The sequence below is a fragment of the Micromonospora sp. NPDC003944 genome (assembly GCF_053605225.1).
In genome coordinates this window covers 1-24399 of the sequence record NZ_JBSGIV010000058.1, presented here as the reverse complement: position 1 = coordinate 24399, position 24399 = coordinate 1, and the positions used below count along the sequence as shown (strand labels likewise).

The window sequence follows — 24399 nt, the reverse complement described above, 5'->3', positions numbered from 1 at the left end:
AAGATCAGCGCTTCGAGTACTGAGGAGCCTTACGGGCCTTCTTGAGGCCGTACTTCTTGCTCTCCTTGACCCGGGCGTCCCGGGTGAGGAAGCCGGCCTTCTTCAGGGCCGGGCGGTCGTCCGGCTCGTTGATGATCAGCGCGCGGGCGATGCCCAGCCGCAGCGCACCGGCCTGGCCGGTGGTGCCGCCGCCACGCAGGTTGGCGATCACGTCGAACTGCTCGAGCTTCTCGGCGGTGACCAGCGGGTCCTTGATGAGCTGCTGGTGCACCTTGCTCGGGAAGTACGCCTCGAGGTCCTGACCGTTGCAGGTGATCTTGCCGGTGCCCGGGACGATGCGGACCCGGACGATGGCCTCCTTGCGGCGGCCCACGGTCTGGATCGGCCGGTCACCACGAGGCGCGCGGGCGACGGGCGCCGGCGCCTCGGTGGCCTCAGGGGCTTCCGGGGCGACCTCGGTCTCGATGATGTCGGTCATGCTGCTTCCTTCGCCCGCGCTCACTGCGCGATCTGCTTGATCTCGAACGGCACCGGCTGCTGCGCGAGGTGCGGGTGCTCAGCACCGGCGTAGACCTTCAGCTTCTTGATCAGCTGACGGCCGAGCTTGTTGTGCGGGAGCATCCCCTTCACAGCCAGCTCGATGGCCCGCTCGGGACGCTTGGTCAGCAGCTCGTCGTAGCCGACCTGCTTCAGACCACCCGGGTAACCGGAGTGGCGGTAAGCGACCTTGGTCTGGCGCTTGTTGCCGGTCAGCGCAACCTTGCCCGCGTTCACGATGACGACGAAGTCGCCCGTGTCGACGTGCGGCGCGAAAGTCGGCTTGTGCTTACCACGCAGCAACGTGGCGGCGTGGGTGGCCAGGCGGCCCAGCACGACATCAGAGGCGTCGATGACGTGCCACTGACGCTCGATCTCACCCGGCTTCGGGCTGTACGTACGCACAGGTCTACCTTGTCTCGTCGTCGGTCTGGGGTCGCGCGCCGAGGTGACCAGATCTTGCAGGCCGGACCAGCGCGCACGAACGACCAAGCGTACCTGATGGGGCACGCCTCTGGATGTCGTACAACAGCAGGCAACGATACCCGGCGCCCCGTGCGCAGGTCAAAACGGGGGTGCGGTGGCGTGCGGCGACGCGCCGACGGTGGTTCAGCTCACACGTTGGCCAGTCGACCTGCCCTCGGACGACGGTAGACGACCCAGGTGATCGCGAAACACAACGCGTACCAGCCGATGAAGGCCAGGTAGGCGGCGTCGGCGTTGCCCGAGCTGAGGAACGACTGACGGAACGCGATGTTGACCAAGACCCCGCCGAAGGCGCCGATCGCACCCGCGATGCCGATCAGCGCGCCGGTCATCCTGCGCGCCCACCGCGCGGCAGCCTCCGGATCGCGCTGACCCGTGGCCACCGCGTCCGCCGCCCGGGCCCGGAAGATCGCCGGGATCATCTTGTACGTGGACCCGTTGCCGACGCCGGAGAAGACGAACAGCGCGAGGAACCCGGCCAGGTAGAGCCCGAACGAACGCTCCCGGGCCGCGTACAGCACGGTGCTCGCGCCGACCGCCATCGCCACGAAGTTCCAGAAGGTCACCCGGGCCCCGCCCAACCGGTCGGCGAGGTGCCCGCCCAGCGGCCGGATCAGCGAGCCGATCAGCGGGCCCAGGAAGGTCAGCCAGGCGGCGTCGACCGGGGTGGGGAACCGCTCGGCGAACTGGAGCTGGAGCACCTGCCCGAAGGCGAAACCGAAGCCGATGAACGAGCCGAAGGTGCCGATGTAGAGCAGCGACATAACCCAGGTGTGCGGGTCGCGGGCCGCGTCACGCAACGCGCCGGGCTCGTTGCGGGCCCCGGGCACGGTGTCCAACCAGCGGGCCGCCGCCAGCGCGGCCAGCACGATCAGCGGCAGGTAGACCGCCGGCACCAACCGGGGGTACGCGGCACCGGCGGTGGCGAGGACCGCCAGGCCGACCAACTGCACGGCGGGTACGCCCAGGTTGCCGCCGCCGGCGTTGAGCCCGAGGGCCCGGCCCTTGAGGTGCTGGGGGTAGAACAGGTTGATGTTCGCCATCGAGGAGGCGAAGTTGCCGCCGCCGACCCCGGTGAGGCAGGCGAGCACCATCAGGGTGGAGTAGGACACCCCGGGTTCCAGCAGCACCGTCATCGGCACCGCGGGCACCAGCAGCAGCAGTGCGCTGATGATCGTCCAGCGTCGGCCGCCGAAGCGGGCCACCGCGAGCGTGTACGGCAGCCGCAGCACCGCGCCAAGCGCGGCCGGCACGGCGGTGAGCAGGAACTTCCCGGCCGGGTCGATGCCGTACGCGGGGCCGAGGAAGAGCACGGTGACCGACCAGAGACTCCACACCGAGAAGCCGACGTGCTCCGCGAAGATCGAGACCCAGAGGTTGCGCCGGGCGATCGGCGCTCCGGTGGCCTGCCAGAAGTCCGGGTCCTCGGGGCGCCAGTCGTGCAGCGGTTGCCGGCGGCCGGTGACGGCGGGCGGCTCGGCGGCGACTGCGGTGCTGGTGAGCGTGCTCACGGCGGCTCCTCCTCGTCGATGTGACGAGGGGAAACGCTAGGAACGCCCGGTTACCTGGCAGTGCCCGTCGCGGGTCGGGCCGGAAACGGGGATCGCACCACGGGCCAGCGACGATGGTGAGCACGCCACCGGAGCTGCGCGGTCGGAGCGGCTGTCGCGGTCAGAGCTGCTGGAGGATGCGCAACGCACGGCCGACCCGGAGCATGGTGTCGGTGTCGGCGACGTCCACGCACTCGGTGAACCACTTCTTCATGGGTGAGGAGATCCGATCGGGCATCACCACGTACCGGCCCATCGAGACGGCGAGCGGCGAATCCCGCAGGAGCGACTCCTCGACCACCTCGACGACGATCACGATGGGCACGCCTGTGGAGTTGTAGACGTCCGAGCTGATCACGAGGCCGAGGCGTTCCCGGGCGCCCTCGATGCGCCAGATCTCACCCCTACGCAGCACGCGGCCGTCCGCCGGAGAACAGGTCGTTGACCATGCCCACCTCGCGGGCGTCGGCGAGGGCGGCGGACTCCAGATCGAGGCTGGCGCGGCCCACGGCGTCGGCGTGCGCGGTGAAGACCTCGCGCAACGCCTTCTCCCGGGCGGCCTGGTCCATCCACGCGGAGAGCGACAGCCCTTCGCGCTTGGCGAACCGCCGCGCCTCCTCGATCGTCTCGTCGGTGAACGAGAGAGTCACCTTGGCAGTCATGCCGAGCAGATTACCCACGGGTGTGACCGACAGTCATCCCCGCGGGCACCGCTCCCCCACCGGCGGCGAAACGCACATTACGCCGGGCTCACCCGGCCGCCCGGCCGCCGAACACCGCGAAACGCCACTCCTTGAAGTAGCAGTCGACGTCGACGAGGCCCGCCTCGGTGAGCCACCGGCACTGCTCGGCCACCGTCGCCGGGCGGTCGTGACGCATCCGCTCCTGGGAGGCCGCGATCTCGTCGGGGGACGCACCCAGCTCGGCGATCCGTTCCAGCCACACCTCGTCGTAGCGCCGGTCCAGCTCCGCGGTCGGCCCGGCGACCTGCTCGGCGTTGACGAACACCCCGCCCGGCACCAGCGCGGCGGCGGCCCGCCGGTAGAGCGCACGCTTGCCGGCATCGTCCAGGTGGTGGATCGCCAGGGCGCTGACCACAGCGTCGTACCGGCCGGGCGGCAGCTCGTCGGCCAGGTCGGCCCGCACCGTCCGGTGCGGCACGGACCGCGCGTCCAACTGGTGGGTGGCGCGGGCGAGCATCGCCGGGGCACCGTCCACCAGGGTCAGCCGGGCTCCGGGCACCGCGGCGGACAGCAACAACGAGAGCAGGCCGGTGCCCGCGCCCAGATCCAACACCTCCGGGGTACGCCCAGCGGCGAGCGCGGCCCGCAGTGGCGGCGCTGCCACGTCGACGGCCGTGCCGTAGAAGGCGTCGAAGCACGGAATCAGCCGCCTGCGCGACTCGTCGTACGTGCCGGCCACCGCGTCGAAGACGTCCGTCACGCCCATCGCAGCCTCCCATTATTCGAGACAACTTTCCCACATCATAGACGCCCCGGGGGCCTCTGTGCTGCGCCGGTCAGCCGACGGACGTGTTCGCGCCCTGGGACGCCTGCGCCCTGCGGAGATCTTGGACAGTTTCCGTTCTCAGCTAACGGAAACTGTCCAAGATCTCGGTCGGCTGGCGCAGACGGGCACGCCCCGACCACCGGGGACGCCGGCGCACCCCGGCCGGTGAACCGAGTCGGCCGCGTCGCCGGCCATTGCCGGGTGAGCCCCCGGCCAGGTCCGCGCGGATGCCGCGCCCGGGTGACGTCCTGCACCTGACCCGCGCCGCGCGACGTGCGCTGACCGCCCCGCGAGGTGCCGCGCTGACGCTGTGGAGCTGATGTCGCAAACGATTCATCCACCGACGTCGCAAACGATTCATCCACTGATGTCGCAAACGATTCATCTGCCGATGTCGTCGACGACTCAGCTCCACAGGCTCCGGCTCGCACCCTCCGACGCGATCGCTGCCCACGTGCGGTGTGAGCCCCACTTGACAGGACCGAAACAGAAGGGACCCGGACCGGAAACCGCCCGGCGGCACGCTTTCCCGACATGACAGACGGTGCACGGTCGGCAACTGCACCGGGGCGGGCGCCCCGGGAAGTGGCGACGCACTGCCCGTACTGCGCACTGCAGTGCGGAATGACGCTGCGCGCGGACGACGCCGGGGTGACGGTCCACCCGCGCGAGTTCCCCACCAACCGGGGCGGGCTCTGCCAGAAGGGGTGGACCGCCGCCGAGTTGCTCGACCACCCGGAGCGGCTGACCACCCCGCTGGTGCGTGACCCGGCCACCGGCGCACTACAGCCGGCGAGTTGGGACGCCGCGCTCGACCGGGTGGTCGCCGGCATCCGCGCCGTCCAGGACGACGCGGGCCGGGACGCGGTCGCCGTCTTCGGCGGTGGCGGTCTGACCAACGAGAAGGCGTACGCGTTGGGGAAGTTCGCCCGGATCGGGCTGCGCACACGACACATCGACTACAACGGCCGGTTCTGCATGTCCTCGGCGGCGGCCGCCGGGATGCGCGCCTTCGGCATCGACCGTGGGCTGCCGTTCCCGCTCTCCGACCTGGGCCGGGCCGACACCCTGCTGCTGGTCGGGGCGAACCCGGCGGAGACCATGCCGCCGCTGGTGCGCTGGCTCACCGAGCAGCGCCGCAACGGCGGCAGACTGATCGTCGTCGACCCCCGGGTCACCGCCACCGCCCGTCAGGCCGACCTGCACCTGCAACCGCTGCCCGGCACCGACCTCGCGGTGGCCAACGCGCTGCTGCACATCGCACTCACCGAGGGTTGGGTCGACCGGGCGTACGTGGCCGATCGCACCACCGGGTTCGACGAGGTCCGCCGGGGTGTCGTCGCCTGGTGGCCGGCCCGCGCGGAACAGCTCTCCGGGGTGCCGGTGGCCGACCTGGAGGCGACCGCCCGCGCGCTTGGTACCGGCGGCCGCGTGATCATCCTGACCGCACGCGGCGCCGAGCAGCACGCCAAGGGGGTGGACACCGTCACCGCGTACGTCAATCTGGCTCTTGCCCTCGGTCTGCCCGGCCGGGCCGGCTCGGGGTACGGCTGCCTCACCGGCCAGGGCAACGGCCAGGGTGGCCGGGAGCACGGGCAGAAGGCCGACCAGCTCCCCGGCTACCGGAAGATCGACGACCCGGCGGCCCGGGAGCACGTGGCCCGGGTCTGGGGCGTGCGACCCGACGAGCTGCCCGGCCCGGGGGTGCCCGCGTACCAACTGCTCGACTCACTCGGCACCCCGGGCGGCCCACGCGCGTTGCTGGTGTTCGGGTCGAACCCGGTGGTCTCGGCGCCCCGGGCGGCCCGGATCGAGGGCCGGCTGCGCGATCTCGACCTGCTTGTCGTCGCCGACCTGCTGCTCTCCGAGACGGCCGCGCTTGCGGACGTGGTGCTGCCCACCGCGCAGTGGGCCGAGGAGGACGGCACGATGACCAACCTCGAAGGTCGGGTGCTGCGTCGGCGCGCGCTACGGCCACCCCCGCCGGGTGTCCGCACCGACCTCGCCATCATCTCCGACCTGGCGGCGCGGCTCGCGACCACCGAAGTGACCACCGAAGCGGCCACCGAAGCGGCGTGGCTCGCCACCATCGAGGCGGCCCGGTTCCCGGCCGACCCGGCCGCCGTCTTCGCCGAGCTGCGCCGCGCCTCCGCCGGTGGGGCCGCCGACTACGCCGGCATCAGCTGGGACCGGATCGACACCGACGACGGCGTCTACTGGCCCTGCCCGACCGAGGACGGGCCGGACACGCCACGACTCTTCGCCGACAGGTTCGCCACCCCGGACGGCCGGGCCCGTTTCCACAGCGTCGACCACCGGCCGGCCGCCGAGGAGGTCTGTGCCACGTACCCGCTGCACTTCACCACCGGCCGGGTGCTGGCGCAGTACCAGTCCGGCACCCAGACCCGCCGGGTGGCCGCGCTGCGGCGCGCCGCCCCGGAGGCGTTCGTCGAACTGCACCCCGACCTGGCCGCCCGGCTGGACATCGACGACGGCGACCCGGTGCGGGTCACCTCGCGGCGAGGAGAATTCTGCGCTCCGGCCCGGCTCAGCGCCGGGATCCGGCCCGACACCGTGTTCGCCCCGTTCCACTACGCCGGGTCCGGACGCGCCAACTCGGTGACGAACGACGCGGTGGACCCGATCTCCGGGATGCCCGAGTTCAAGATCTGCGCGGTCCGGGTGGAGAAGGCATGACCGCCCGGGTGGTCATTGTCGGCAACGGGATGGCTGGCGCGCGTCTCGCCGGTGAGCTGCACGCCCGGGAGGGCGACCGGAAGGTCACCGTGCTCGGGGCCGAGCCGCACCGCGCGTACAACCGGATTCTGCTCTCCACCCTGCTGGCCGGACGGATCGGCGAGCCGGACCTGGAACTGACCGAAGCCGCCGGGCACGGCGTCGACCTGCGCAGCGGCCTGTCGGTGGTCGCCGTCGACAGGGCCACCCGCGAGGTCCGCACCCACGACGGGGAACGCATCGGGTACGACCACCTGGTGTTGGCCACCGGCGCCCGCGCGGTGGTGCCGCCACTGCCCGGCCTCGATCCGGCAGCCCTGCCGGAGCGGGTGGTCCCCTTCCGGACCCTTGACGACTGTCGGCGGATCCTCGCCGCCGCCGACGGTGCGCGCAGCGCGCTGGTGCTCGGCGGTGGGCTGCTCGGCCTGGAGGCCGCCCGAGGGCTCGCCATCCGGGGGCTGGCCACCACCGTCGTGCACCCGAGAGCGCACCTGATGGAACGTCAACTGGACCCGGCCGCCGGCGCCGTGCTCACCGGCACACTCGCCGGTTTCGGGGTCACCGTCCAACTGGGGGTGTCGGCGGCCGGCGTGGTCGCCGACGCGGGCGGCGTCCGCCTCGACCTGGCCGACGGCCGATCCTTGCGCGCCGACCTGCTGGTGCTCTCCTGCGGGGTACGCCCGGACACCGCCCTCGCGCAGGCCGCCGGTCTGACCGTGCGGCGTGGCGTGGTGGTGGACGACCGGCTGCGCACCAGCGACCGGTCCATCTCGGCGATCGGTGACTGCGCCGAGCACGACGGCGTGCTCACCGGGCTGGTCGCGCCCGCCTGGGCTCAGGCCCAGGTGCTCGCGGACGTGCTGAGCGGTACGGACCCACTGGCCCGGTACCGACCCCGGCCGGTGGTGACCCGGCTGAAAGCCGCCGGGATCGACCTGGCCTCGATGGGTGACGCGGCAGGTGGCGGGCCCGGCGAGGAGTTGACCTTCGCCGACCCGACCCGGGGCACGTACGCCCGGTTGCGGATCCGGGACGAACGGCTGATCGGCGCGATCCTGCTCGGCGACAACCCGGCGGTCGGCACGGTGATCCAACTCTTCGACCGTGGTCAGCCGGTGCCGAGTGACAGGCGGGCGCTGCTGCTCGGCCGGGCACTCGGCGCGGTCGGCGCGACCCCGGCCGCCTCACCGGCGCTGATGCCGGACGCGGCCACGGTCTGTCAGTGCAACACGGTGAGCAAGGGCGCACTGGTCAGAAGCTGGCGCTCCGGCGCCCGGACCGTCGATGCGGTGGTGGCCGCGACCCGGGCCGGCACCGGATGCGGCGGATGCCGGGACGCGGTGAGCGGCATCGTCGACTGGCTCAGCCAGGCGGAATCGGTGGAGGTGACGCGATGAGCGGCGGTGAACTGGTCGTCATCGGCAACGGCATGGTCGGGCAGCGTTTCGTGGACGCGCTGCGCGCCCGCGACCCGCAGGGGAGCTGGCGGGTGACCGTGCTGGCCGAGGAGGGGCGCCCGGCGTACGACCGGGTGCGGCTCTCGGCGTACTTCGACGGGGTGAGCGAGAGCGACCTCAACCTGCACACCCCGCACGACGGGGTGCGGCTGCTGCTCGGCGAGCCGGCGACCGCCGTCGACCGGGACCGGCAGGTGGTGACCACCGCCGTCGGCGAGTACCGCTACGACGCGTTGGTGCTGGCGACCGGGTCGTACGCGTTCGTGCCACCGGTCGCCGGCACGGAGCTGCCGGGGGTCTTCGTCTACCGCACCCTGGACGACCTGGCGGCCATCCGGGAGTACGCCCAGGGCCGGCGGGCCGGCGCGGTGATCGGCGGCGGTCTGCTCGGTCTGGAGGCCGCGAACGCCCTGCGCCTGCTCGGCCTGAGCACCGACGTGGTCGAGTTCGCGCCCCGGTTGATGCCGGTGCAGGTGGACCAGGCCGGTGGCGCGATGCTCCGCCGTTACGTCGACGAGTTGGGCGTACGGACCCACCTCGGGGTGGCGACCACCGCGATCCGGCCCGGTCCGGACGGTGGTGTCGCGGCTCTGGAACTCTCCGACGGCACCGCGATCGACGCCGAGCTGGTGGTGGTGGCCGCCGGCATCCGGCCCCGGGACCAGTTGGCCCGGGACGCCGGTCTGCCGCTCGGCCCACGCGGCGGGGTGCTCGTCGACGCGACCTGCCGCACCGCCGACGAACGGATCTGGGCCGTCGGAGAGTGCGCGGCCGTCGACGGCACCTGCCACGGTCTGGTCGCACCCGGGTACGCGACGGCCGAGGTGGTGGCCGATCGACTTGTCGGCGGGGCGGCGACCTTCCCGGGCGCGGACACGGCCACCAAACTCAAGCTGCTCGGCGTCGACGTGGCCTCGTTCGGTGACGCCCACGGCGCGACCGACGGGTGCCTGGACGTCACGTTCACCGACCCGGCCACCCGGGTCTACGCGAAGCTGGTCCTCTCCGACGACGCGCACACCCTGCTCGGCGGGGTGCTTGTCGGTGACGCCAGCGCGTACCCGACGCTGCGCGCGAGTGTGGGCGGCCCGCTCCCGGCCGCGCCGCTGGCGCTGCTCGCCCCCGACGGCGGCGGCGCGGACGCCGGGGCGTTGCCGGGCACCGCACAGGTCTGCTCCTGCAACGCGGTGACCCGGGGCGACGTGGACGCCGCCATCGCCGACGGGTGCGCGGACGTGCCGGCGTTGAAGGCGTGCACCCGGGCCGGCACCAGCTGTGGCTCGTGCGTGCCGATGCTGAAGCAACTCCTGGACGCGGCCGGGGTGGCACAGTCCCGCGCGCTCTGCGAACACTTCGACGTCAGCCGTCAAGAGCTGTTCGAGATCGTCCGCGTACGAGGCATCCGCACCTTCTCCCGGCTGGTCGCCGAGCACGGTCGGGGCCGTGGCTGCGACATCTGCAAGCCGGTGGTGGCGTCGATCCTCGCCTCGCTGGGCAGCGGGCACGTGCTCGACGGCGAACAGGCGTCCCTGCAGGACACCAACGACCACTTCCTGGCCAACCTGCAACGCGACGGCAGCTACTCGGTGGTGCCCCGGATCCCCGGCGGTGAGATCACCCCGGAGAAGCTGATCGTGATCGGCGAGGTCGCCAGGGACTTCCAGCTCTACACGAAGATCACCGGCGGGCAGCGGATCGACCTGTTCGGGGCGCGGGTGGAGCAACTGCCGCAGATCTGGCGACGGCTGGTGAACGCCGGCTTCGAATCCGGTCACGCGTACGGCAAGGCGCTGCGCACGGTGAAGTCGTGCGTGGGCGAGACCTGGTGCCGGTACGGCGTACAGGACTCGGTCGGGCTGGCCGTCGCCCTGGAGCTGCGGTATCGCGGGCTGCGCGCCCCACACAAGCTCAAGTCGGCGGTCTCCGGCTGCGCCCGGGAGTGCGCGGAGGCGCGCAGCAAGGACTTCGGCATCATCGCCACCGAGACCGGGTGGAACCTCTACGTCGGCGGCAACGGAGGCTTCCGGCCCCGGCATGCCGACCTGTTCGCCACTGATCTGTCCACCGACGCGCTGATCACCCTGATCGACAGGTTCCTCATCTATTACATCCGCACGGCCGACCGGCTGCAACGCACCGCCGGCTGGATCGAGGCGATGGACGGCGGCCTGGACCACCTGCGCTCGGTGATCGTGGACGACTCGCTCGGGCTCTGCGCGGACCTCGACGCGGCGATGGCCCGACACGTGTCGTCGTACTCCGACGAGTGGCGTGACGTCCTGGACGACCCGGACCGGTTGCGCCGCTACACCTCCTTCGTCAACGCCCCCGACGTACCGGACCCGTCGATCACCTTCACCCGGGAACGCGGCCAGCCGGTACCCGTACGCGACCATCCCCCGACCGGAACCGAGCCGACCAGCCGTCGGCAACCGGTCACCCTCGGCCTACCGGAGGTACGGCGATGACCCAGACCCTGACGCTGACCTGGACCCCCGTCTGCCTGGTCGACCAGTTGGAACCGGACCGGGGCGTCGCCGCCCTGGTCGACGGGGTGCAGATCGCCCTCTTCCGAACCGTCGACGGGCTGTTCGCCATCGACAACCGCGACCCGGTCTCCGGGGCGTACGTGCTGTCCCGGGGCATCGTCGGCAGCCGCGGCGGGGTGCCGACCGTCGCCTCACCGCTGCACAAGCAGGTGTACGACCTGCGCACCGGGCACTGCCTCGACCTGCCCGGGGTCGCCGTCGCCCGACACGACGCGCGGTGTCGTAACGGGCTGGTCGAGGTGCGGCTGCGACAGGAGGCTTGATGCGGGAAGAACTGGCGGGCTTCACCATCGGGGTGACCGCCGACCGGCGGCGCGACGAGTTGGCCGCGCTGCTCGAACGCCGGGGCGCCCGGGTGGTGCTCGCCCCGGCGTTGCGGATCGTGCCGCTCTCCGACGACACCGAGCTGCGCGAGGCGACCCGCGCCTGCCTCGACCTGCCGCCGGACATCCTGATGGCCAACACCGGCATCGGCATGCGCGGCTGGCTGGAGGCGGCCGAGGGCTGGGGGCTGGCCGAGCCGCTGCGCTCCGTGCTGGCCAGCTCGTACGTGGTGGCCCGCGGCCCCAAGGCACGCGGCGCGATCCGGGCGGCCGGGCTGCACGACCAGTGGTCGCCGGCCTCGGAGAGCTGCGACGAGGTGGTCGACCACCTGCGTCGGCGCGGCGTGGCCGGGCAGGTGATCGCCATGCAGCTGCACGGCGAGCGGCAGCCCGAATGCACGCTCGCGTTGGAGGCCGCCGGTGCCACAGTCATCGAGGTGCCGGTCTACCGTTGGGCGCCACCGACCGACCCGGCACCGCTGCACCGGTTGATCGACCTGATCGCCGGCCGGCTTGTGGACGCGGTGACGTTCACCTCGGCGCCGGCGGCCGAGGCGTTGCTGCGGGCCGCCGGTGACCGCACCGACGCGGTGCTGGCCGCGTTACGCCGTGACGTGTTGGCCAGCTGCGTCGGCGCGGTGACCGCCGAGCCGCTGCTGCGGCGCGGGGTGCCGGTGAGCGCGCCCGGTCGGGCCCGGTTGGGCGCGCTGGTGCGGACCATCGTCGACGAACTGCCCCGCCGGACCGTGACGTTCAAGGCCGGTGGGCACCTGCTCACGTTGCGCGGACACGCCGCGGTGATCGACGGCGAGCTGCGGCCACTCGCGCCGGCACCGATGGCGGTGCTGCGGGCGCTGGCCCAAGCGCCGGGCCACGTGCTCTCCCGTACGGCCTTGCTGCGGACGCTGCCCAGGGGCGCCGACGAGCACGCCGTGGAGATGGCCGTCGCCCGTCTACGGGCCGGCCTGCGCGCGCCCCGCGTGGTGCAGACCGTGGTGAAGCGCGGCTACCGGCTCCGGGTCGACTGAGCGCGTCACGACCGGCTCGTGTGCCGGCCGTGACGCGACGGTTCAGCCGACCGGCGTCGGGAAGCCCCGCCCGTGCTCGGACTGGAGCCGGAGCATGGCGTGCTCGACCACCGTCACCAGCACCTGCTTGACCGAGTCCCGCTGCCGGGCGTCGGTCATCACCAGCGGCACCTGCGGCGAGATGGCGAGCGCCTCGCGAACCTCCTCCGCCTCGTACTGCGGAGCGCCGTCGAACTTGTTCAGCGCCACCACGTACGGCAGGTTGCGGTTCTCGAAGTAGTCGAGCGGGGCGAACGCATCGGTGATCCGGCGGGTGTCCACCAGCACGGCGGCACCCACCGCCCCCCGGATGATCTCGTCCCACATGAACCAGAACCGGGTCTGACCGGGCGTACCGAAGAGGTACAGGATCAGGTCCTGGGCCATGGTGATACGGCCGAAGTCCATGGCGACCGTGGTGGTCTCCTTGCCCGGCACCTTGGACGGGTCGTCGATGCCGACGCCCGCCGCGGTCATCAACGCCTCGGTGGTCAGCGGTGTGATCTCGGAGATCGCCCCGACCAGTGTCGTCTTACCGACGCCGAAGCCGCCCGCGACGACGATCTTCGCGGATACGATTCCCCGGCCCGGCCGCCCCCCCTGCGGGGTCATAGCCTGCGAAGTCCACTTAGCACCCTTCCAAGCAGTTCCATCCGCTCCTCGAACCCCTCGGCGGGAGCAGCAGTGTGTAACGTCAGCAGGCTCTCGGCCACCATGTCGGCGACCAGCACCCGGGCAACGCCGAGCGGCATCCGGGTGTACGCGGCGATCTCCGCCAACGACTGTGCGCGGCCCTCACAGACCGTGGCGATGCGGTGCTTGTCATGCCCGGCGAAGCGGGACTCGGCGACCTGGGTGAGAGAGGCGGTGAGGACGGCCTCGAGGGCGATGTCCTGCCGGGGCTCGGTACGACCACGGGTGACCGCGTACGGACGTACCAGCGCGCCACGCGGGTCAGCGCGTCGTTGGTCCATCCCCGATCACCTCCTCGTCCCCTGCGGAGTCGGCCTGCGCCGCCTCTCGTCCCTGGTCCGGCGCTCGGAACGAGCGCCGGCCTGCGGTGCTAAGAGCGCACCGCGTCGCGCGGCAGTGGCACCAGCGCGGCACCCACCCGCTCGACCAGCAGCGCCATCTCGTAACCCACCTGACCCACGTCGCAGCTGCGCGCGGCCAGCACGGCCATCGATGAACCATCGCTGATCGACATCAGGAAGAGGTACCCGCTGTCCATTTCGATAACTGTCTGCAACACCCCGCCCGCGCTGAACATCCGGGCCGCGCCCTCGGTCAGGCTCACCACCCCGGAGGTGATCGCGGCGAGCTGGTCGGCCCGGTCCCCCGGCAGATCCCGGGAGGACGCGAGCAGCAGCCCGTCGGCGGACACCGCCACCACGTGGGCGATGCCCGCCACGCTGTCGGCGAAGTTGGTGAGCAGCCAACCCATGTCCTGCATGGCAGCTGGCCTGTTCATCGGCTCTCCTTGGTCGAGGTGCTGTTCAGGTCCGTTCCGGCCGTCCGGCCGCGCTGCACGCCGCGGTGGTAGGCCGACAGCAGACCACGTACTTCGTCCGGGGTCCGCCGGCTGCGGTCCCGGCCGCTCTTCGGTTCGATGCCACCCGGCACGAGCTGCGCCTGCGGTACCCGCTTGGGCAACCCGGAGCGGGTGGTACCGGCCGGGGCCGGCTCGGCCGCCCGGCTGGCCCGGGACCAGCCCTCGTCCGCAGCCGTACGCCATGCCTCCGGGTCGGGTGCGGGCGCGGCCGGAGGCGTCCGGTCGACCGGGGGCGGGGTGTACGACGGCGGCGCCGACGACCGCGGCGTGAACCCGTCGGTGGTGGTGCCGAGGCCCCCGGCAGCCGGTGTGGTCGTGCCGTCGGCGCCGGCGTTGCCCGGGGTGCGGGTCGGCAGTTTGGGTCGGGCCGGCGCGGCGGCCGGCACCGCACCGGCACCCGGCTGGCCGCCGTTGCCGGTGCGCAGTCCGTTGTCGGCCGGCGCGGCGGTGGCGGGCGCGGGGGGCTCGTCGAAGTTGGGCCGGGTGAAGATCGCGGTGGCGTCGTCGCCGTGCGACCGGAACCAGACCGCCTCCATCTCCCGGAAGATCGGCGCCTCGGCGGGGAAGTCGGGCCGGGTGCTGACCGGCGCGGCGGGCACCGATGGTGCGGCCGCCGGAGCCACCGCGCCCGGCCCGGCGACCGGGCCGACCGGGAGGCCCTGGACACCGTGCCCATCCGGGGCGTCCCCGGCGGAACCGCGCCGAGGCAGCGGGTCGACGGTCGGGTAGGCCACGGTCGGGCTGCCTATCGACGCACCGCTGCCGAAGTCCGTCCGGGCCGGCGGAAGCGGGGCTGCCGGCGCCGGGGCGGCCGGCGCGGGTACGGGTGGCGCGGTCGAGCGCGGGCCGGTGTAGCCACCCGCCTGGACGGCCGGCGTGGTGTCGCGCGAGTCCAACGGCGACTGCCACTGGGCGGGAGCCGGAGTGCTGGTGCGCCACTGGTCGGGAAGCGTCGCCGCCGTCGTGGCGGCACCTGCGAACTGCTCGGCGTGACCGACCGGGGTGAGCGGGTTCTGCTCCACCGCCATCGGCTGACGCGGCCGGGTGAGCACCTGCTCGCGGCCCCGGTTGCTGGGCAGCAGCACGGTGGCGGCGGGCAGCGTCACCTGGGCGACGGTGCCGCCCTCGACGTTGCGGCGCAGCTCCACCCGAATGCCGTAGCGGGAGGCGAGCCGGCTCACCACGGCCAGACCCATCAGCCGGAACGCGGCCACGTCGACGCTCGGCGGGGCGGCCAACCGCCGGTTGAGCGAGTCGAGCTGCTCGTCGGTGAGGCCGAGCCCACGGTCCTCGATCTGGATCAGGACGTAGTCGCGGATCCGGCGACCGTCGGCGACGACCGTGGTGTTCGGCGGGGAGAACCGGGTGGCGTTGTCGAGGAGTTCGGCGACGAGACGTACCACGTCGTTGACGGCGTGTGCGGCCACCGAGATGTCGGTGTCGACGGTCCCGAACTCGATGCGGTTGTACAGCTCCACCTCGGACTGGGCGGCGCGCAGGACGTCCACCACCAACGCGTCGTCGCGGCGCGGTACGGCGGAGTCGGCACCGGCGAGCACCAGCAGGTTCTCGTCGTTGCGGCGCATTCGAGTGGCCAGGTGGTCCAGCTCGAAGAGCTGCGCCAGCCGCTTCGGGTCCTCCTCGCCGCGCTCGATCGCGTCCAGTTCGCCGATCATCCGGTCGACGAGGGTCTGACTACGACGGGCCAGGTTGAGGAACATCGCCGAGACGCTCGTGCGCAGGGCCGCCTGTTCGGCGGCGACCCGCACCGCCTCCCGGTGTACGACGTTGAAGGCCAGCGCCACCTGACCGACCTCGTCGCGGCTGTTGAGCTGGATGGGGTCGCGCACCTGGCGGACGATCTCGTCCACCCCACCGTCACCCACGCTGCCCATGTTCTGCAGCCGCTGCACCGCGTCCGGCAGGTCGTGGTTGGCCACCGAGAGGGCGCCCTCACGCAGCCTGCGCAGCGAGTGGTTGAGCGAACGGGCCAGCACCACGGCCAGCGACACGGCGATGATCAGGGTCAGCAGCACCAGCACCGACTCGACCACCGCCTGCCGGATGACGTCCGAGCGGGCCTCGTCGGCCTGCTGGAACAGTCGGTCCTGCAGTTGGATCTCGGCCCAGCGCATCAGGTCGTTCACCGCACCGATGGCCGCGGTGGCGTCCTGCGCTGTGACCAGGGGGCGCTGCCCGACCGAACGGGTGATGTCGGTGGCCACCCGGTCGGCGAGGCCGACCGCGTCACCGGAGACGGTGCTGTCGACGAGGGCGCGCTGCACCGGGTCGGCGGCCAGGGAGAAGGCGACCAGGGCCTCCTGCTGACTCGTCAACGTCGCCACGAAGGAGGAGAACTGCTCCGAGTCGAGCTGACCAGCCGACAGCGCGGTGAAGGCGACGGCCTCTTCCTCGGCGACGGAAGCCTTGGCGCGGGCGAAGGCGGAGACCGCGCGGCGGCTGTCCGCCAGGCTCTCGTCGCCGGGGAGTTGGGCCAGACCGTCGCCGTACGACACCAGGTCGGTGAGGATGACGCCGTAGCGGAGCACCGCCTCGGCCACCGCCATCTGTCGACGGTCCAGCACCTCCTGACGGGTGCCGTCCAGAGTGGCCAGGTGGCCGTCGATGGCGCCGAGCCGGTCCCGCAGGGCAGCCGGCACCTCGCCGACCCGGTTCCGCTCGGCGCGGTACTCGTCCACCTTCTGCTGCGTCTGGCGGACCCGCAGGTTGTACGCGTCGGCGGGCTGCTGCGGGTTGGCCAGGTAGGCGGCTGCGGCCATCCGTTCGGCCTGGAGGTCCTGGGTGAGGGCGCTGACGTCGATGGAGAGAGCGGTGAGTGCCCGGGCCTGGGTGGCGTCGAAGGCGCCCTCACCGACGGAGATCAGTCGGACCGTGGCCAGCGCGATCACCGCCGCCACCGGGACGACCAGAATCAGTGCCAACTTGGACCGGATCCGGGCGTCACGCAGCCTCGGCATCCGTCGGCGCGTACGCCGTCCGCTGTCGCCGAGTGCGGGCAGAGTCGTCGGTCCGGTGCTCACGACATCGCCTCCGTCGTTTCTTCCCCGCCTGAGCCGCCGAGCCATGCCGTAAGCGGAGGGGACCACGCGCGGCACGGCCGCGATTTCATCAGAGATGATCCTGTTTGGGAAGCCGCAGTGAGGTAGGAAACGGTCGGACGGAGCGCATCCCGTGATCCGGGCAACTGATACCTTCATTTCTGCAAGCCCCTGATCAGGGCATGTAACTCCAGAGTGGTCACGCGTGCATGCAAAGTGAGCTTTTGCAAACATTGCGTTACCCCAGCATGTGGGATGGCCGTCCCGAAAATGCTGCCGGGGTCCGCGCTTGACCACAGCGCCGGCCATTGGCAAGGTTTTGCAGGCTTCGCGCACACCGTACGGCAGAGGAGACCCCGTCCTCCACTGAGGACGGATTAGCGGCGGTGACCGGGCAGCGCCCGCGCCCGCACCTGGAGGACTGAGTTGAGCCCCATCCGCTCCGCGACCATCGCGGCGCTCGCATCGGCCGTAGTGGCCACCACGCTCACCGGCTGCCAGTTTGGTGAGGCGGAGCAAGACACGAGTCCGATCGTGATCGCCGCCGATCTCGAACTCTCCGGCGCCGCGGCCACGGTCGGCCAGACATACCAGCGGGCCCTGAAACTCAAGGTCGAGCAGTTGAACTCCTCCGGAGCACTGAACGGCCGGAAGATCGATCTCAAGGTCAAGGACAACCGTTCCGACGCCGCCGAGTCGCTTCGCAACATCGCCGACTTCAGCAGCGATTCTCAGGTCAGTGCCATCATCATGGGCGGCTGCAACGAATGCGCGCTCGGTGCCGTGGGGACCATCAACGAGAAGCGGATTCCCACCATTGCGCTCGCCGCTTCCGGCGCGATCGCCAGCCCGGCCGCTGAACGGCGCTACGTGTTCAAGCTGGGCCCCAACGCCCAGGACAGCGCCGCCGCACTCACCACCGAACTGCGCCGCAACAACATCCGCAAGGTGGGAATGCTTGTCAGCGACGACGCCTACGGCCAGGAGGGCGTGACCGCGCTCAAGAACGAACTGGACAAGGCCAACATCTCGCTCCGGCAGCAGCGGACCAAGACCACCAGCACCGACGTCAGCCAGCAGGTCCAGCAGCTCGCATCCGGCAAACCCGACGCGATGCTCTTCTGGACCCCGCCGGAGCAGGCGACTCTTGCCGCCACCAGCGCCCAGCAGACCAGTTTTCGTGGGGCGATCTACTTCGACGCGGGGGCGGCTGGGGACCTCTTCCTCGGCTCGGCGGCAAAGGCGACCGAGAAGGCCACGCTGATCTTCACGCAGACCATGGTCATCGACGACGTCATCGCGACCACGCCGGCCAAGGCGGCGCGGCGGCAGTGGTTCCAGGACTACACGGCCCGCTTCGGCGGCTACAACGGTTCGTCGTCCTTCGCCGCGGACGCCGTCCAACTGATCGCCGACGCCAAGCTGCGCGCCGGTGGTGAGAGCGGGAAGGTGAACCGCGACGGCATCCGGGACGTGCTGGAGACGTCCCAGATGGACGGCCTGTCCGGCCCGATCCGCATGACGCCGGACAACCACAGCGGTCTGATGCCGCAGGCGCTCACCACGCTCGTCGCCCGCAACGGCCGCTGGCGGTTGGCGGGGTAGACGCGCGGCTTCGACGGGAAGGGCCGGCCTCCATGTGGAGGCCGGCCCTTCGCGTTTCCTGGCAGCGTGTCAGTGGCTGCTCGTGGTTTCGCGGACCCAGGGAAGGGCGATCCGCTCGACGAGCAGGAGCGCCGAGTAGAGCAGGATGCTCACCAGCGCCACCAGCATGATCGCCGCCCAGGCGGTGGCGGCGTCGCCGACGCCGGCGTACTGGAGGATGACGTACCCGAGGCCCTTCTCACCGGCCTGGAACTCACCGATCACCGCGCCGATCGCGGCCAGTGGCATGGCCACCTTGAGCCCGACGAAGATCTGCGGCAGCGCGGCCGGGAAGCGAACCTTGCGGAACGCCTGCCAGCGGGACGCGTTCCAGGAACGCACCAGCTCGGCCAGGTCCGCCGGAGTGGTGGTCAGGCCGGTCGCGGTGGACAGCACGATCGGGAAGAAGCAGAGCAGGAACACCATGGTCAGGATCGGCTTCTGACCCCAGCCGAGCGCCACCACCAACAGCGGGCCCAGCGTGATCTTCGGCACCGCGTTCACCGCGACCAGCAGCGGGGTGAACATCCGCTCGACCGTGCGGGAGGTCGCCAGGGAGAGTCCGATCAGGACGCCGGCGGCAGCCGAGAGGGCGAAGCCGTACACGATCTCCAGCAGGGTGGCCCAGGTGTGCTCCAGCATCTGGGCGGGCTTGTCGACGAACGCGGTGAACACGTCGCCGGGCGGCGGCAGGGCAAACGGGTGGATCAGCTCCAGCCGGGCGACCAACCACCACACCGCCAGGGCGACCAGGAGACCCGCAGCGGGCAGCAGCGCCGCCCCGGCCCCGGCCCGGAGACCGGCACCTCGACCCGCGCGCCCCGCCTTGGTGCCGGCACTCGGGGGTGGGGGTTCCGCCACCGCCGGGTCCGCCGACCGGACGTCGGTCATCTCTGTCCTCCTCGAAATCCCACGGCCCGCCGGGGGCCGACGAGCGACGGGGGTACGCCCCACCGGAATCGGCGGGACGTACCCCCTGGTGACGACCGGACGATCAGGCCTTCGGCGCGAGGCTGAAGTCGATGATCTGCTCGGGGGTGATGTTCTGCTTCAGCGCGCCGGCGCCCTGCAGGATCGCGATGCTCTTGGCGACCCGACCGCTGTCCAGGGTGCCGATCGCGGTGCCGGTGTTGCCGGAACGGACGTACGCGGCCATCAGCTCCAGCTCGGCGGCGGCGGAGACCGGGTTGGTGGCGTCGACGTTCTTCTTCAGGATGTCGGCGGCCTCCTTCGAGTTCGCCAGGCTGTACTCGAGGCCCTTGAGCAGCGCCGCGGTGAACTTCTTCACCATCTCGGGCTTCTCCTTGGCGGTCTTGGAGGAGGTGATCAGCACGTTGCCGTAGAGGTCCTGCATCACGTTGCTGTACGGCAGCATGATGGCCTTCTTCTTGGCCACACCCTCGATCGTCGGCTGACCGACGACGAACTGGCCGATGCCGTCCACCGACCCGTTGGCCAGGGTGCCGATCAGGTTCTGCGCCTCACCGTTGACCCAGGTCACCTTGGTCGCGTCCACCCCGGCGAGCCGGGCGTACGTCGGGAAGAGGTTGCGGACCACGGAACCGGGAGTGTCGGCGAGCTTCTTGCCCTCCAGGTCCTTCGGCGAGCTGATGTTCTTGCCCTCGACGGTGGCGATGCCCGCCATGGTGCGCTGCTGGATCGCGGCGACGGCGGTGAAGTCCTTCGCCTGGCCGTTGCCGAGCTGGAGCAGGCCGCCGGTGAGGTCGATCGGGCCGAAGTCGGCCTGACCGCCGACGATGGTCTGGATCACGCCTCCGGTGCCCTGACCGGCTTTGATGTCGACCTCGAAACCGGCCTCCTTGAAGAAGCCCTTGTCCTTCGCCACCCAGGCGTAGGAGTCACGGCCGAAGTTGCCGAACGAGGTGAGGTAGGTCACCTTCTCCAACTTGCCGCCGTCGCCGCCCTTGGCATCGTCGGCCGAATCCGACCCGCTGCTGCAGGCGGAGACAAGGGCGAGGGCGGTGGCCAGCGCGGCCGTCGCGACCGTACGGGTCAGCCTTCTCATCAGTGCACCATGTCCTTTCCGACCGGGGCCGGCAGGCCACCGGAGGGGGTTGTTATGACGGGCCGGCGGGAGGGGTGGAAGCCGGGCGCCGCCGTCGTGGGGGGATTCTTCGCGGGCACAGCGTACGAGAAACCCACAGTCCCGACGCCAGGCGCATCGGGTTGCGGAACGGAAACAACCTGACGACCACCCCAGCCGGTGTCATACCTCGACAGGGCGGCTAGCCTTTGTCGGATTCCTGACCGTCGACTCAGCGGAGGTACGCCGGAGATGATCCGACTGTCCGGGGTGTCCCGTACCTTCGAGGGCCGGTACGGCCGGGTCGAGGCGCTGCGCGGCATCGACCTCGACGTCGCCGAGGGCGAGTTCGTGGCCGTGCTCGGCCGCTCCGGCTGCGGCAAGTCCACCCTGCTGCGGCTGATCGCCGGGCTGCTGCCACTGAGCGCCGGTGAGATCACCGTCGCCGGTACGCCGATCACCCGACCGCGCCAGGACATCGCCATGCTGTTCCAGAAGCCGGCGCTGCTGCCCTGGCGCACCGTGCTGGACAACGTCCTGCTGCCGGTGGAGATCTTCGGCTGGAGCCGCGGCAAGCACCGTGAGCGGGCTCGGCAACTGCTCGACGTGGCCGGGTTGGCCGGCTTCGAGAAGCGGCTGCCGCACGAACTCTCCGGCGGCATGCAGCAGCGGGTGTCGCTGTGCCGGTCGTTGATCGGTGAGCCCCGGGTGATGCTGATGGACGAGCCGTTCTCCGCGCTTGACGCGCTCACCCGCGAGGAACTCTCCGGCGAACTCCAGCGGGTGCACATGGAGAACAAGCCGACGATCGTCTTCGTCACCCACTCGATCGACGAGGCGGTGCTGCTCGCCGACCGGGTGGTCGTGCTGAGTCCGCGGCCCGGACGGATCCGCAAGGTCGTCGACGTGGCCATCCCCCGGCCCCGCACCCTGGGCCGCAACGCCCACCTGGCCGACGTCGCCCAGGTCAGCGCAGATCTGCACGAACTGCTGATGGAACGCGAGCAGCCGGCCACCGCCGGCGCGGAAGGACACTGACCATGCGGGTTTCGGTCTTCACCGAGCCGCACCGTGGCGCCAACTACGACACCCAGCTCCGGTTCGCCCGGCTGGTCGAGGCCTGCGGTTACGAGGGCTTCCTCCGGGCCGACCACTACCAGGCGATGGGCGCCGACCCGGGCCTGCCCGGCCCGACGGACGCCTGGCTGACCCTCGCCGCGCTGGCCCGGGAGACCGAACGGATCCGCCTCGGTACCCTGGTGACGTCCGCCACGTTCCGCCTGCCCGGCCCCCTCGCGGTGATGGTCGCGCAGGTCGACCAGATGAGCGGTGGCCGGATCGACCTGGGCATCGGCGCCGGCTGGTACGAGCGCGAGCACACCTCGTACGGCATCCCGTTCCCGGCGGTCGGCGAGCGCTTCGACCGGCTGGCCGAGCAGCTCGAGGTGATCACCGGGTTGTGGGCGACCCCACCGGGGCAGACCTACACCTTCACCGGCGACCACTACCAACTGGCGGACGCCCCGGCCCTGCCCAAGCCGGTGCAGGTGCCCGGGCCACCGATCATCGTGGGTGGGCGCGGCCCCAAGCGCACACCCGAACTGGCCGCCCGCTACGCCGACGAGTTCAACATGCCGTTCAAATCCGTGGCCGTCACCGCCGCGGCGTACGACCGGGTGCGTGAGGCGTGCGAGCGCACCGGACGGACGGAGTCCGGGCGGGGCCCGTTGGTGCTCTCCGCCGGGATCGTCGTCGCCATCGGCCGGACCGACGCGGAGGCCCAGCGTCGGGCCGCGCCCCTGCACGAGAAGAGCGCGCTGCCACCGGAGGACCCGGTGGTCGGCTCCCCCGCGCAGCTCGCGCAGCGGATCGGTGAGTTCGCCGCGATCGGCGCCACCCGGGTCCACCTACGCCTGATCGACTTCGATGATCTCGACCACCTTGAGCTGATCGCCGCCGAGGTGCTGCCGCAACTGGACGGAGCACGATGACCGACGTGATCGACGGAACCGAACTCGGACCTGTGGGTCAGGAGATCGTGTACGAGAACGACCGGGTCCGGGTCTGGCACATCCGCCTCGAGCCGGGCGAGCGGCAGCCGCTGCACCGGCACGACCACCCCTATCTGGTGGTGGCGATCGAGGGTGCCAAGAACGTCGTCCAGACCGTCGACGGCACCCGGATCGACGCCGACGAGCCCACCGGCGGGGTGGTCTACCGGGACCCGGGCGCCGTACACATGCTGACCAATGTCGGGGATACGACTTACCTGGCCCGGCTGGTCGAACTCAAGTAGACCCGCCGATGGCCACCGGCGTGCCGCGCGGCGCGCCGGTGGCGATCGGGTGTACCGGATGCGTAACGTGCCGGACATGGCCTTTCGGACCTGGGGCAGACTGCTGCTCACGGCGCTCGGGGTGAGCGTGCTGGCCGGAGCCGGCCAGCTCGGCGTCGCGTACGGTTTCGGCATCGTCCGCCTGACCGGCGCATTCACCGGCACGACCGTCAACCAGTGGCCGGCCCAGCTGGTCTGGGTGGGCTGGTTCGCCGCCAACGCCGCCGTCGCCGGTGCCGTCCTGACCGGCCGCCTCGCCCGCCGTGACGCCCCGGCCGCGAGCACCGGCCGGCAGTTGGCGGTCGGTGGCGCGGCAGCGCTCGGCGCGACAGTCATCGCCCCGCTCTGCATGCAGCCGGCTCGCGCCGCGGAGCTGATCTCCGTGGACCCGGTCTGGGCGGTGGGCATCTGCGCCGTGGTCGGTGCGGTCATCGGGGCGGGCGCGGCGATCGCCGTCCTGTTCCGACCCGAACTCGGCTGGAACATGGCGGCCGTGTCCGGCGCGGTCTGGCTGCTGGCGCTGATCTCCGTCCTGCCGTCGCTCGGCACGACGGGCCCACTGCCGACCGTCCGACTCGGCGTACTGGAACCGAGCTGGCTCGACGACGCCGCCGCCCAGCGGCTGGCGCTGCTCCTGCTGCCCATCGTGGCGCTGCTGGCCGGGGCGGCGACCGCCGGGCTGGCCCGCTGGCGGGGCCAGGCCCCACTCGTCAGCGGCGCCACCGGGGTTGCCGGTCCGGTGCTTGTGGCGTTCGCCTACCTGACCGCCGGTCCGGGCGACGCGGTGGACCGCTACCAGGCCACCCCGTACTACGGTTCGCTTATCGCGATCCTCGCCGGTGCACTCGGTGCGGCCGCCGCCGCACTGCTGCGCCTGCCGACGGGCACCCGCACCCCCGACCCGGAGGCGATCGAGCCCTCCGCGATCCTGCGCCCGCTGCCCGCCGGCCCGGCGCTGCCCGGCGCCGCGTCGGCGAACGACAAGGACGCCGACGAACGCACCGACACCGAGACGACGAACGCCGAGCTGGCCACCACGCAGCCCGGCGGTGTCGTTGCGGGTCCGTGGGCCACAGGCGACAACGATGGCGTACGCACCGTCCCGGCCCACTGGGACTGGCCTTCGACCACGGCGAGCGGCCAGCACGGTCCGACTCCCGCCGCTCCGTCGTCTCCCGCCGGTTCGACTCAACGCGCGGCCTGGCTGACCGCACCGACAGGTGAGTTCACCGCCGCGGGGCAGACGCCGTCGGCGGATGGTGGTGCCTCCGCGCCGACCGAGCCCTCGGTGAGCACCGACACCACCCCGACCAGCGCCGACGCCGCGACCCCGACGAGCGGGCCAGCGGTCGACGAGCCGACCGGCAGCACGGCGACGGGCAGGAGCGGCAAGCCGACAGGTGGGCGCACCACCCGCAAGGCAGCCGCCCCCACCGCCACCGCCACCGCCACCCCGACCGGCCCGACTGACCCGGACGCGCCCGCCGCAGGCCCGGCCGCCGCAGGCCCGACCGCCGCAGGCCCGACCGCCGCAGGCCCGACCGCCGCAGG

Annotated in this window: 19 protein-coding genes and 3 pseudogenes; 10 read left to right on the top strand and 12 right to left on the bottom strand. The window is 71.7% G+C overall.

What is annotated here, in order from left to right; all coding sequences use genetic code 11:
- Positions 1-4: 4 nt before the first annotated feature.
- From rpsI to ACWER9_RS24805, 6 genes are all read right to left on the bottom strand, one after another.
- Positions 5-478, bottom strand: a complete 474-nt coding sequence (gene rpsI, locus ACWER9_RS24830) for a 30S ribosomal protein S9 (protein WP_112626216.1) — start codon at positions 476-478, stop codon at positions 5-7.
- 20 nt (positions 479-498) lie between these two features.
- A complete protein-coding gene (gene rplM / locus ACWER9_RS24825; RefSeq protein ID WP_007465158.1) occupies positions 499-942 on the bottom strand; it encodes a 50S ribosomal protein L13 in 444 nt (147 codons plus the stop codon).
- A 209-nt stretch (positions 943-1151) separates the two neighbouring features.
- Positions 1152-2534 (bottom strand): nitrate/nitrite transporter, encoded by a 1383-nt coding sequence (locus ACWER9_RS24820; RefSeq protein ID WP_452304083.1) that lies wholly within the window; start codon positions 2532-2534, stop codon positions 1152-1154.
- A 160-nt stretch (positions 2535-2694) separates the two neighbouring features.
- Positions 2695-2988, bottom strand: coding sequence for a type II toxin-antitoxin system PemK/MazF family toxin (locus ACWER9_RS24815; RefSeq protein WP_357357058.1), 294 nt, complete (start codon positions 2986-2988; stop codon positions 2695-2697).
- Positions 2978-3235, bottom strand: coding sequence for a DUF6364 family protein (locus ACWER9_RS24810; RefSeq protein WP_452304082.1), 258 nt, complete (start codon positions 3233-3235; stop codon positions 2978-2980). Before ACWER9_RS24810 ends, ACWER9_RS24815 begins: the two co-directional genes overlap by 11 nt.
- Positions 3236-3323: 88 nt before the next feature.
- Positions 3324-4022, bottom strand: a complete 699-nt coding sequence (locus tag ACWER9_RS24805; RefSeq protein WP_452304081.1) for a class I SAM-dependent methyltransferase — start codon at positions 4020-4022, stop codon at positions 3324-3326.
- A 594-nt stretch (positions 4023-4616) separates the two neighbouring features.
- Between ACWER9_RS24805 and ACWER9_RS24800 the strand changes: the two are divergent.
- The 5 genes and pseudogenes from ACWER9_RS24800 (at position 4617) to ACWER9_RS24780 (ending at position 12175) form a co-directional block, all read left to right on the top strand.
- Positions 4617-6779 (top strand): annotated as a pseudogene (locus tag ACWER9_RS24800) (molybdopterin oxidoreductase family protein).
- On the top strand, positions 6776-8215 hold the full coding sequence (locus tag ACWER9_RS24795) for an FAD-dependent oxidoreductase (RefSeq protein ID WP_452304080.1): 1440 nt from the start codon (positions 6776-6778) through the stop codon (positions 8213-8215). Before ACWER9_RS24800 ends, ACWER9_RS24795 begins: the two are co-directional and overlap by 4 nt.
- Positions 8212-10743: a nitrite reductase large subunit NirB gene (nirB, locus tag ACWER9_RS24790; protein ID WP_452304079.1), complete on the top strand. Its 2532-nt coding sequence runs from the start codon at positions 8212-8214 to the stop codon at positions 10741-10743. The genes ACWER9_RS24795 and nirB overlap by 4 nt, the downstream gene beginning before the upstream one ends.
- Positions 10740-11087, top strand: a complete 348-nt coding sequence (gene nirD, locus ACWER9_RS24785; protein WP_452304078.1) for a nitrite reductase small subunit NirD — start codon at positions 10740-10742, stop codon at positions 11085-11087. Before nirB ends, nirD begins: the two co-directional genes overlap by 4 nt.
- Positions 11087-12175: a uroporphyrinogen-III synthase gene (locus tag ACWER9_RS24780; RefSeq protein ID WP_452304077.1), complete on the top strand. Its 1089-nt coding sequence runs from the start codon at positions 11087-11089 to the stop codon at positions 12173-12175. Before nirD ends, ACWER9_RS24780 begins: the two co-directional genes overlap by 1 nt.
- 42 nt (positions 12176-12217) lie before the next feature.
- Here ACWER9_RS24780 and ACWER9_RS24775 read toward each other — a convergent pair.
- The 4 genes and pseudogenes from ACWER9_RS24775 to ACWER9_RS24760 all read right to left on the bottom strand — a co-directional run bounded on the left by ACWER9_RS24775 (position 12218) and on the right by ACWER9_RS24760 (position 16807).
- Positions 12218-12842 (bottom strand): annotated as a pseudogene (locus ACWER9_RS24775) (GTP-binding protein).
- On the bottom strand, positions 12823-13188 hold the full coding sequence (locus ACWER9_RS24770) for a DUF742 domain-containing protein (RefSeq protein ID WP_124778091.1): 366 nt from the start codon (positions 13186-13188) through the stop codon (positions 12823-12825). Before ACWER9_RS24770 ends, ACWER9_RS24775 begins: the two are co-directional and overlap by 20 nt.
- An 89-nt stretch (positions 13189-13277) precedes the next feature.
- Positions 13278-13685: a roadblock/LC7 domain-containing protein gene (locus ACWER9_RS24765; RefSeq protein WP_007465177.1), complete on the bottom strand. Its 408-nt coding sequence runs from the start codon at positions 13683-13685 to the stop codon at positions 13278-13280.
- Positions 13682-16807 carry a sensor histidine kinase gene (locus ACWER9_RS24760; protein ID WP_452304076.1) on the bottom strand — a complete coding sequence of 1042 codons (3126 nt, stop codon included), beginning with the start codon at positions 16805-16807 and terminating at the stop codon, positions 13682-13684. Before ACWER9_RS24760 ends, ACWER9_RS24765 begins: the two co-directional genes overlap by 4 nt.
- A gap of 444 nt (positions 16808-17251) precedes the next feature.
- Between ACWER9_RS24760 and ACWER9_RS24755 the strand changes: the two genes are divergently transcribed.
- Positions 17252-18430 (top strand): ABC transporter substrate-binding protein, encoded by a 1179-nt coding sequence (locus tag ACWER9_RS24755; RefSeq protein ID WP_452304075.1) that lies wholly within the window; start codon positions 17252-17254, stop codon positions 18428-18430.
- Between the two features lie 69 nt (positions 18431-18499).
- Here ACWER9_RS24755 and ACWER9_RS24750 read toward each other — a convergent pair whose 3' ends face one another.
- On the bottom strand, positions 18500-19360 hold the full coding sequence (locus tag ACWER9_RS24750) for an ABC transporter permease (RefSeq protein ID WP_452304074.1): 861 nt from the start codon (positions 19358-19360) through the stop codon (positions 18500-18502).
- A 103-nt stretch (positions 19361-19463) separates the two neighbouring features.
- On the bottom strand, positions 19464-20495 hold the full coding sequence (locus tag ACWER9_RS24745) for an ABC transporter substrate-binding protein (RefSeq protein WP_452304073.1): 1032 nt from the start codon (positions 20493-20495) through the stop codon (positions 19464-19466).
- Positions 20496-20765: 270 nt separating this feature from the next.
- On the opposite strand from ACWER9_RS24745, the gene ACWER9_RS24740 reads away from it, so the two are divergent.
- The 4 genes and pseudogenes from ACWER9_RS24740 to ACWER9_RS24725 form a co-directional block, all read left to right on the top strand.
- Entirely contained in the window at positions 20766-21551 is a 786-nt protein-coding gene (locus tag ACWER9_RS24740) for an ABC transporter ATP-binding protein (protein ID WP_452304072.1), read from the top strand.
- Positions 21552-21553: 2 nt separating this feature from the next.
- Complete coding sequence (locus ACWER9_RS24735) at positions 21554-22504, top strand: LLM class F420-dependent oxidoreductase (protein ID WP_452304071.1); 951 nt, start codon at positions 21554-21556, stop codon at positions 22502-22504.
- Entirely contained in the window at positions 22501-22809 is a 309-nt protein-coding gene (locus ACWER9_RS24730; protein ID WP_030329959.1) for a cupin domain-containing protein, read from the top strand. The genes ACWER9_RS24735 and ACWER9_RS24730 overlap by 4 nt, the downstream gene beginning before the upstream one ends.
- A 76-nt stretch (positions 22810-22885) precedes the next feature.
- Positions 22886-24399, top strand: a pseudogene (locus tag ACWER9_RS24725) (hypothetical protein); the annotation flags it as partial.

Coding starts and splice junctions, on each gene's coding strand:
- ACWER9_RS24795 (WP_452304080.1), top strand. CDS start 6,776: ATGACCGCCCGGGTGGTCATTGTCGGCAACGGGATGGCTGGCGCGCGT.
- ACWER9_RS24780 (WP_452304077.1), top strand. CDS start 11,087: ATGCGGGAAGAACTGGCGGGCTTCACCATCGGGGTGACCGCCGACCGG.
- ACWER9_RS24740 (WP_452304072.1), top strand. CDS start 20,766: ATGATCCGACTGTCCGGGGTGTCCCGTACCTTCGAGGGCCGGTACGGC.
- nirB (WP_452304079.1), top strand. CDS start 8,212: ATGAGCGGCGGTGAACTGGTCGTCATCGGCAACGGCATGGTCGGGCAG.
- ACWER9_RS24735 (WP_452304071.1), top strand. CDS start 21,554: ATGCGGGTTTCGGTCTTCACCGAGCCGCACCGTGGCGCCAACTACGAC.
- ACWER9_RS24730 (WP_030329959.1), top strand. CDS start 22,501: ATGACCGACGTGATCGACGGAACCGAACTCGGACCTGTGGGTCAGGAG.
- ACWER9_RS24750 (WP_452304074.1), bottom strand. CDS start 19,360: ATGACCGACGTCCGGTCGGCGGACCCGGCGGTGGCGGAACCCCCACCC.
- ACWER9_RS24770 (WP_124778091.1), bottom strand. CDS start 13,188: ATGGACCAACGACGCGCTGACCCGCGTGGCGCGCTGGTACGTCCGTAC.
- ACWER9_RS24810 (WP_452304082.1), bottom strand. CDS start 3,235: ATGACTGCCAAGGTGACTCTCTCGTTCACCGACGAGACGATCGAGGAG.
- rpsI (WP_112626216.1), bottom strand. CDS start 478: ATGACCGACATCATCGAGACCGAGGTCGCCCCGGAAGCCCCTGAGGCC.
- nirD (WP_452304078.1), top strand. CDS start 10,740: ATGACCCAGACCCTGACGCTGACCTGGACCCCCGTCTGCCTGGTCGAC.
- ACWER9_RS24805 (WP_452304081.1), bottom strand. CDS start 4,022: ATGGGCGTGACGGACGTCTTCGACGCGGTGGCCGGCACGTACGACGAG.
- ACWER9_RS24765 (WP_007465177.1), bottom strand. CDS start 13,685: ATGAACAGGCCAGCTGCCATGCAGGACATGGGTTGGCTGCTCACCAAC.
- ACWER9_RS24745 (WP_452304073.1), bottom strand. CDS start 20,495: ATGAGAAGGCTGACCCGTACGGTCGCGACGGCCGCGCTGGCCACCGCC.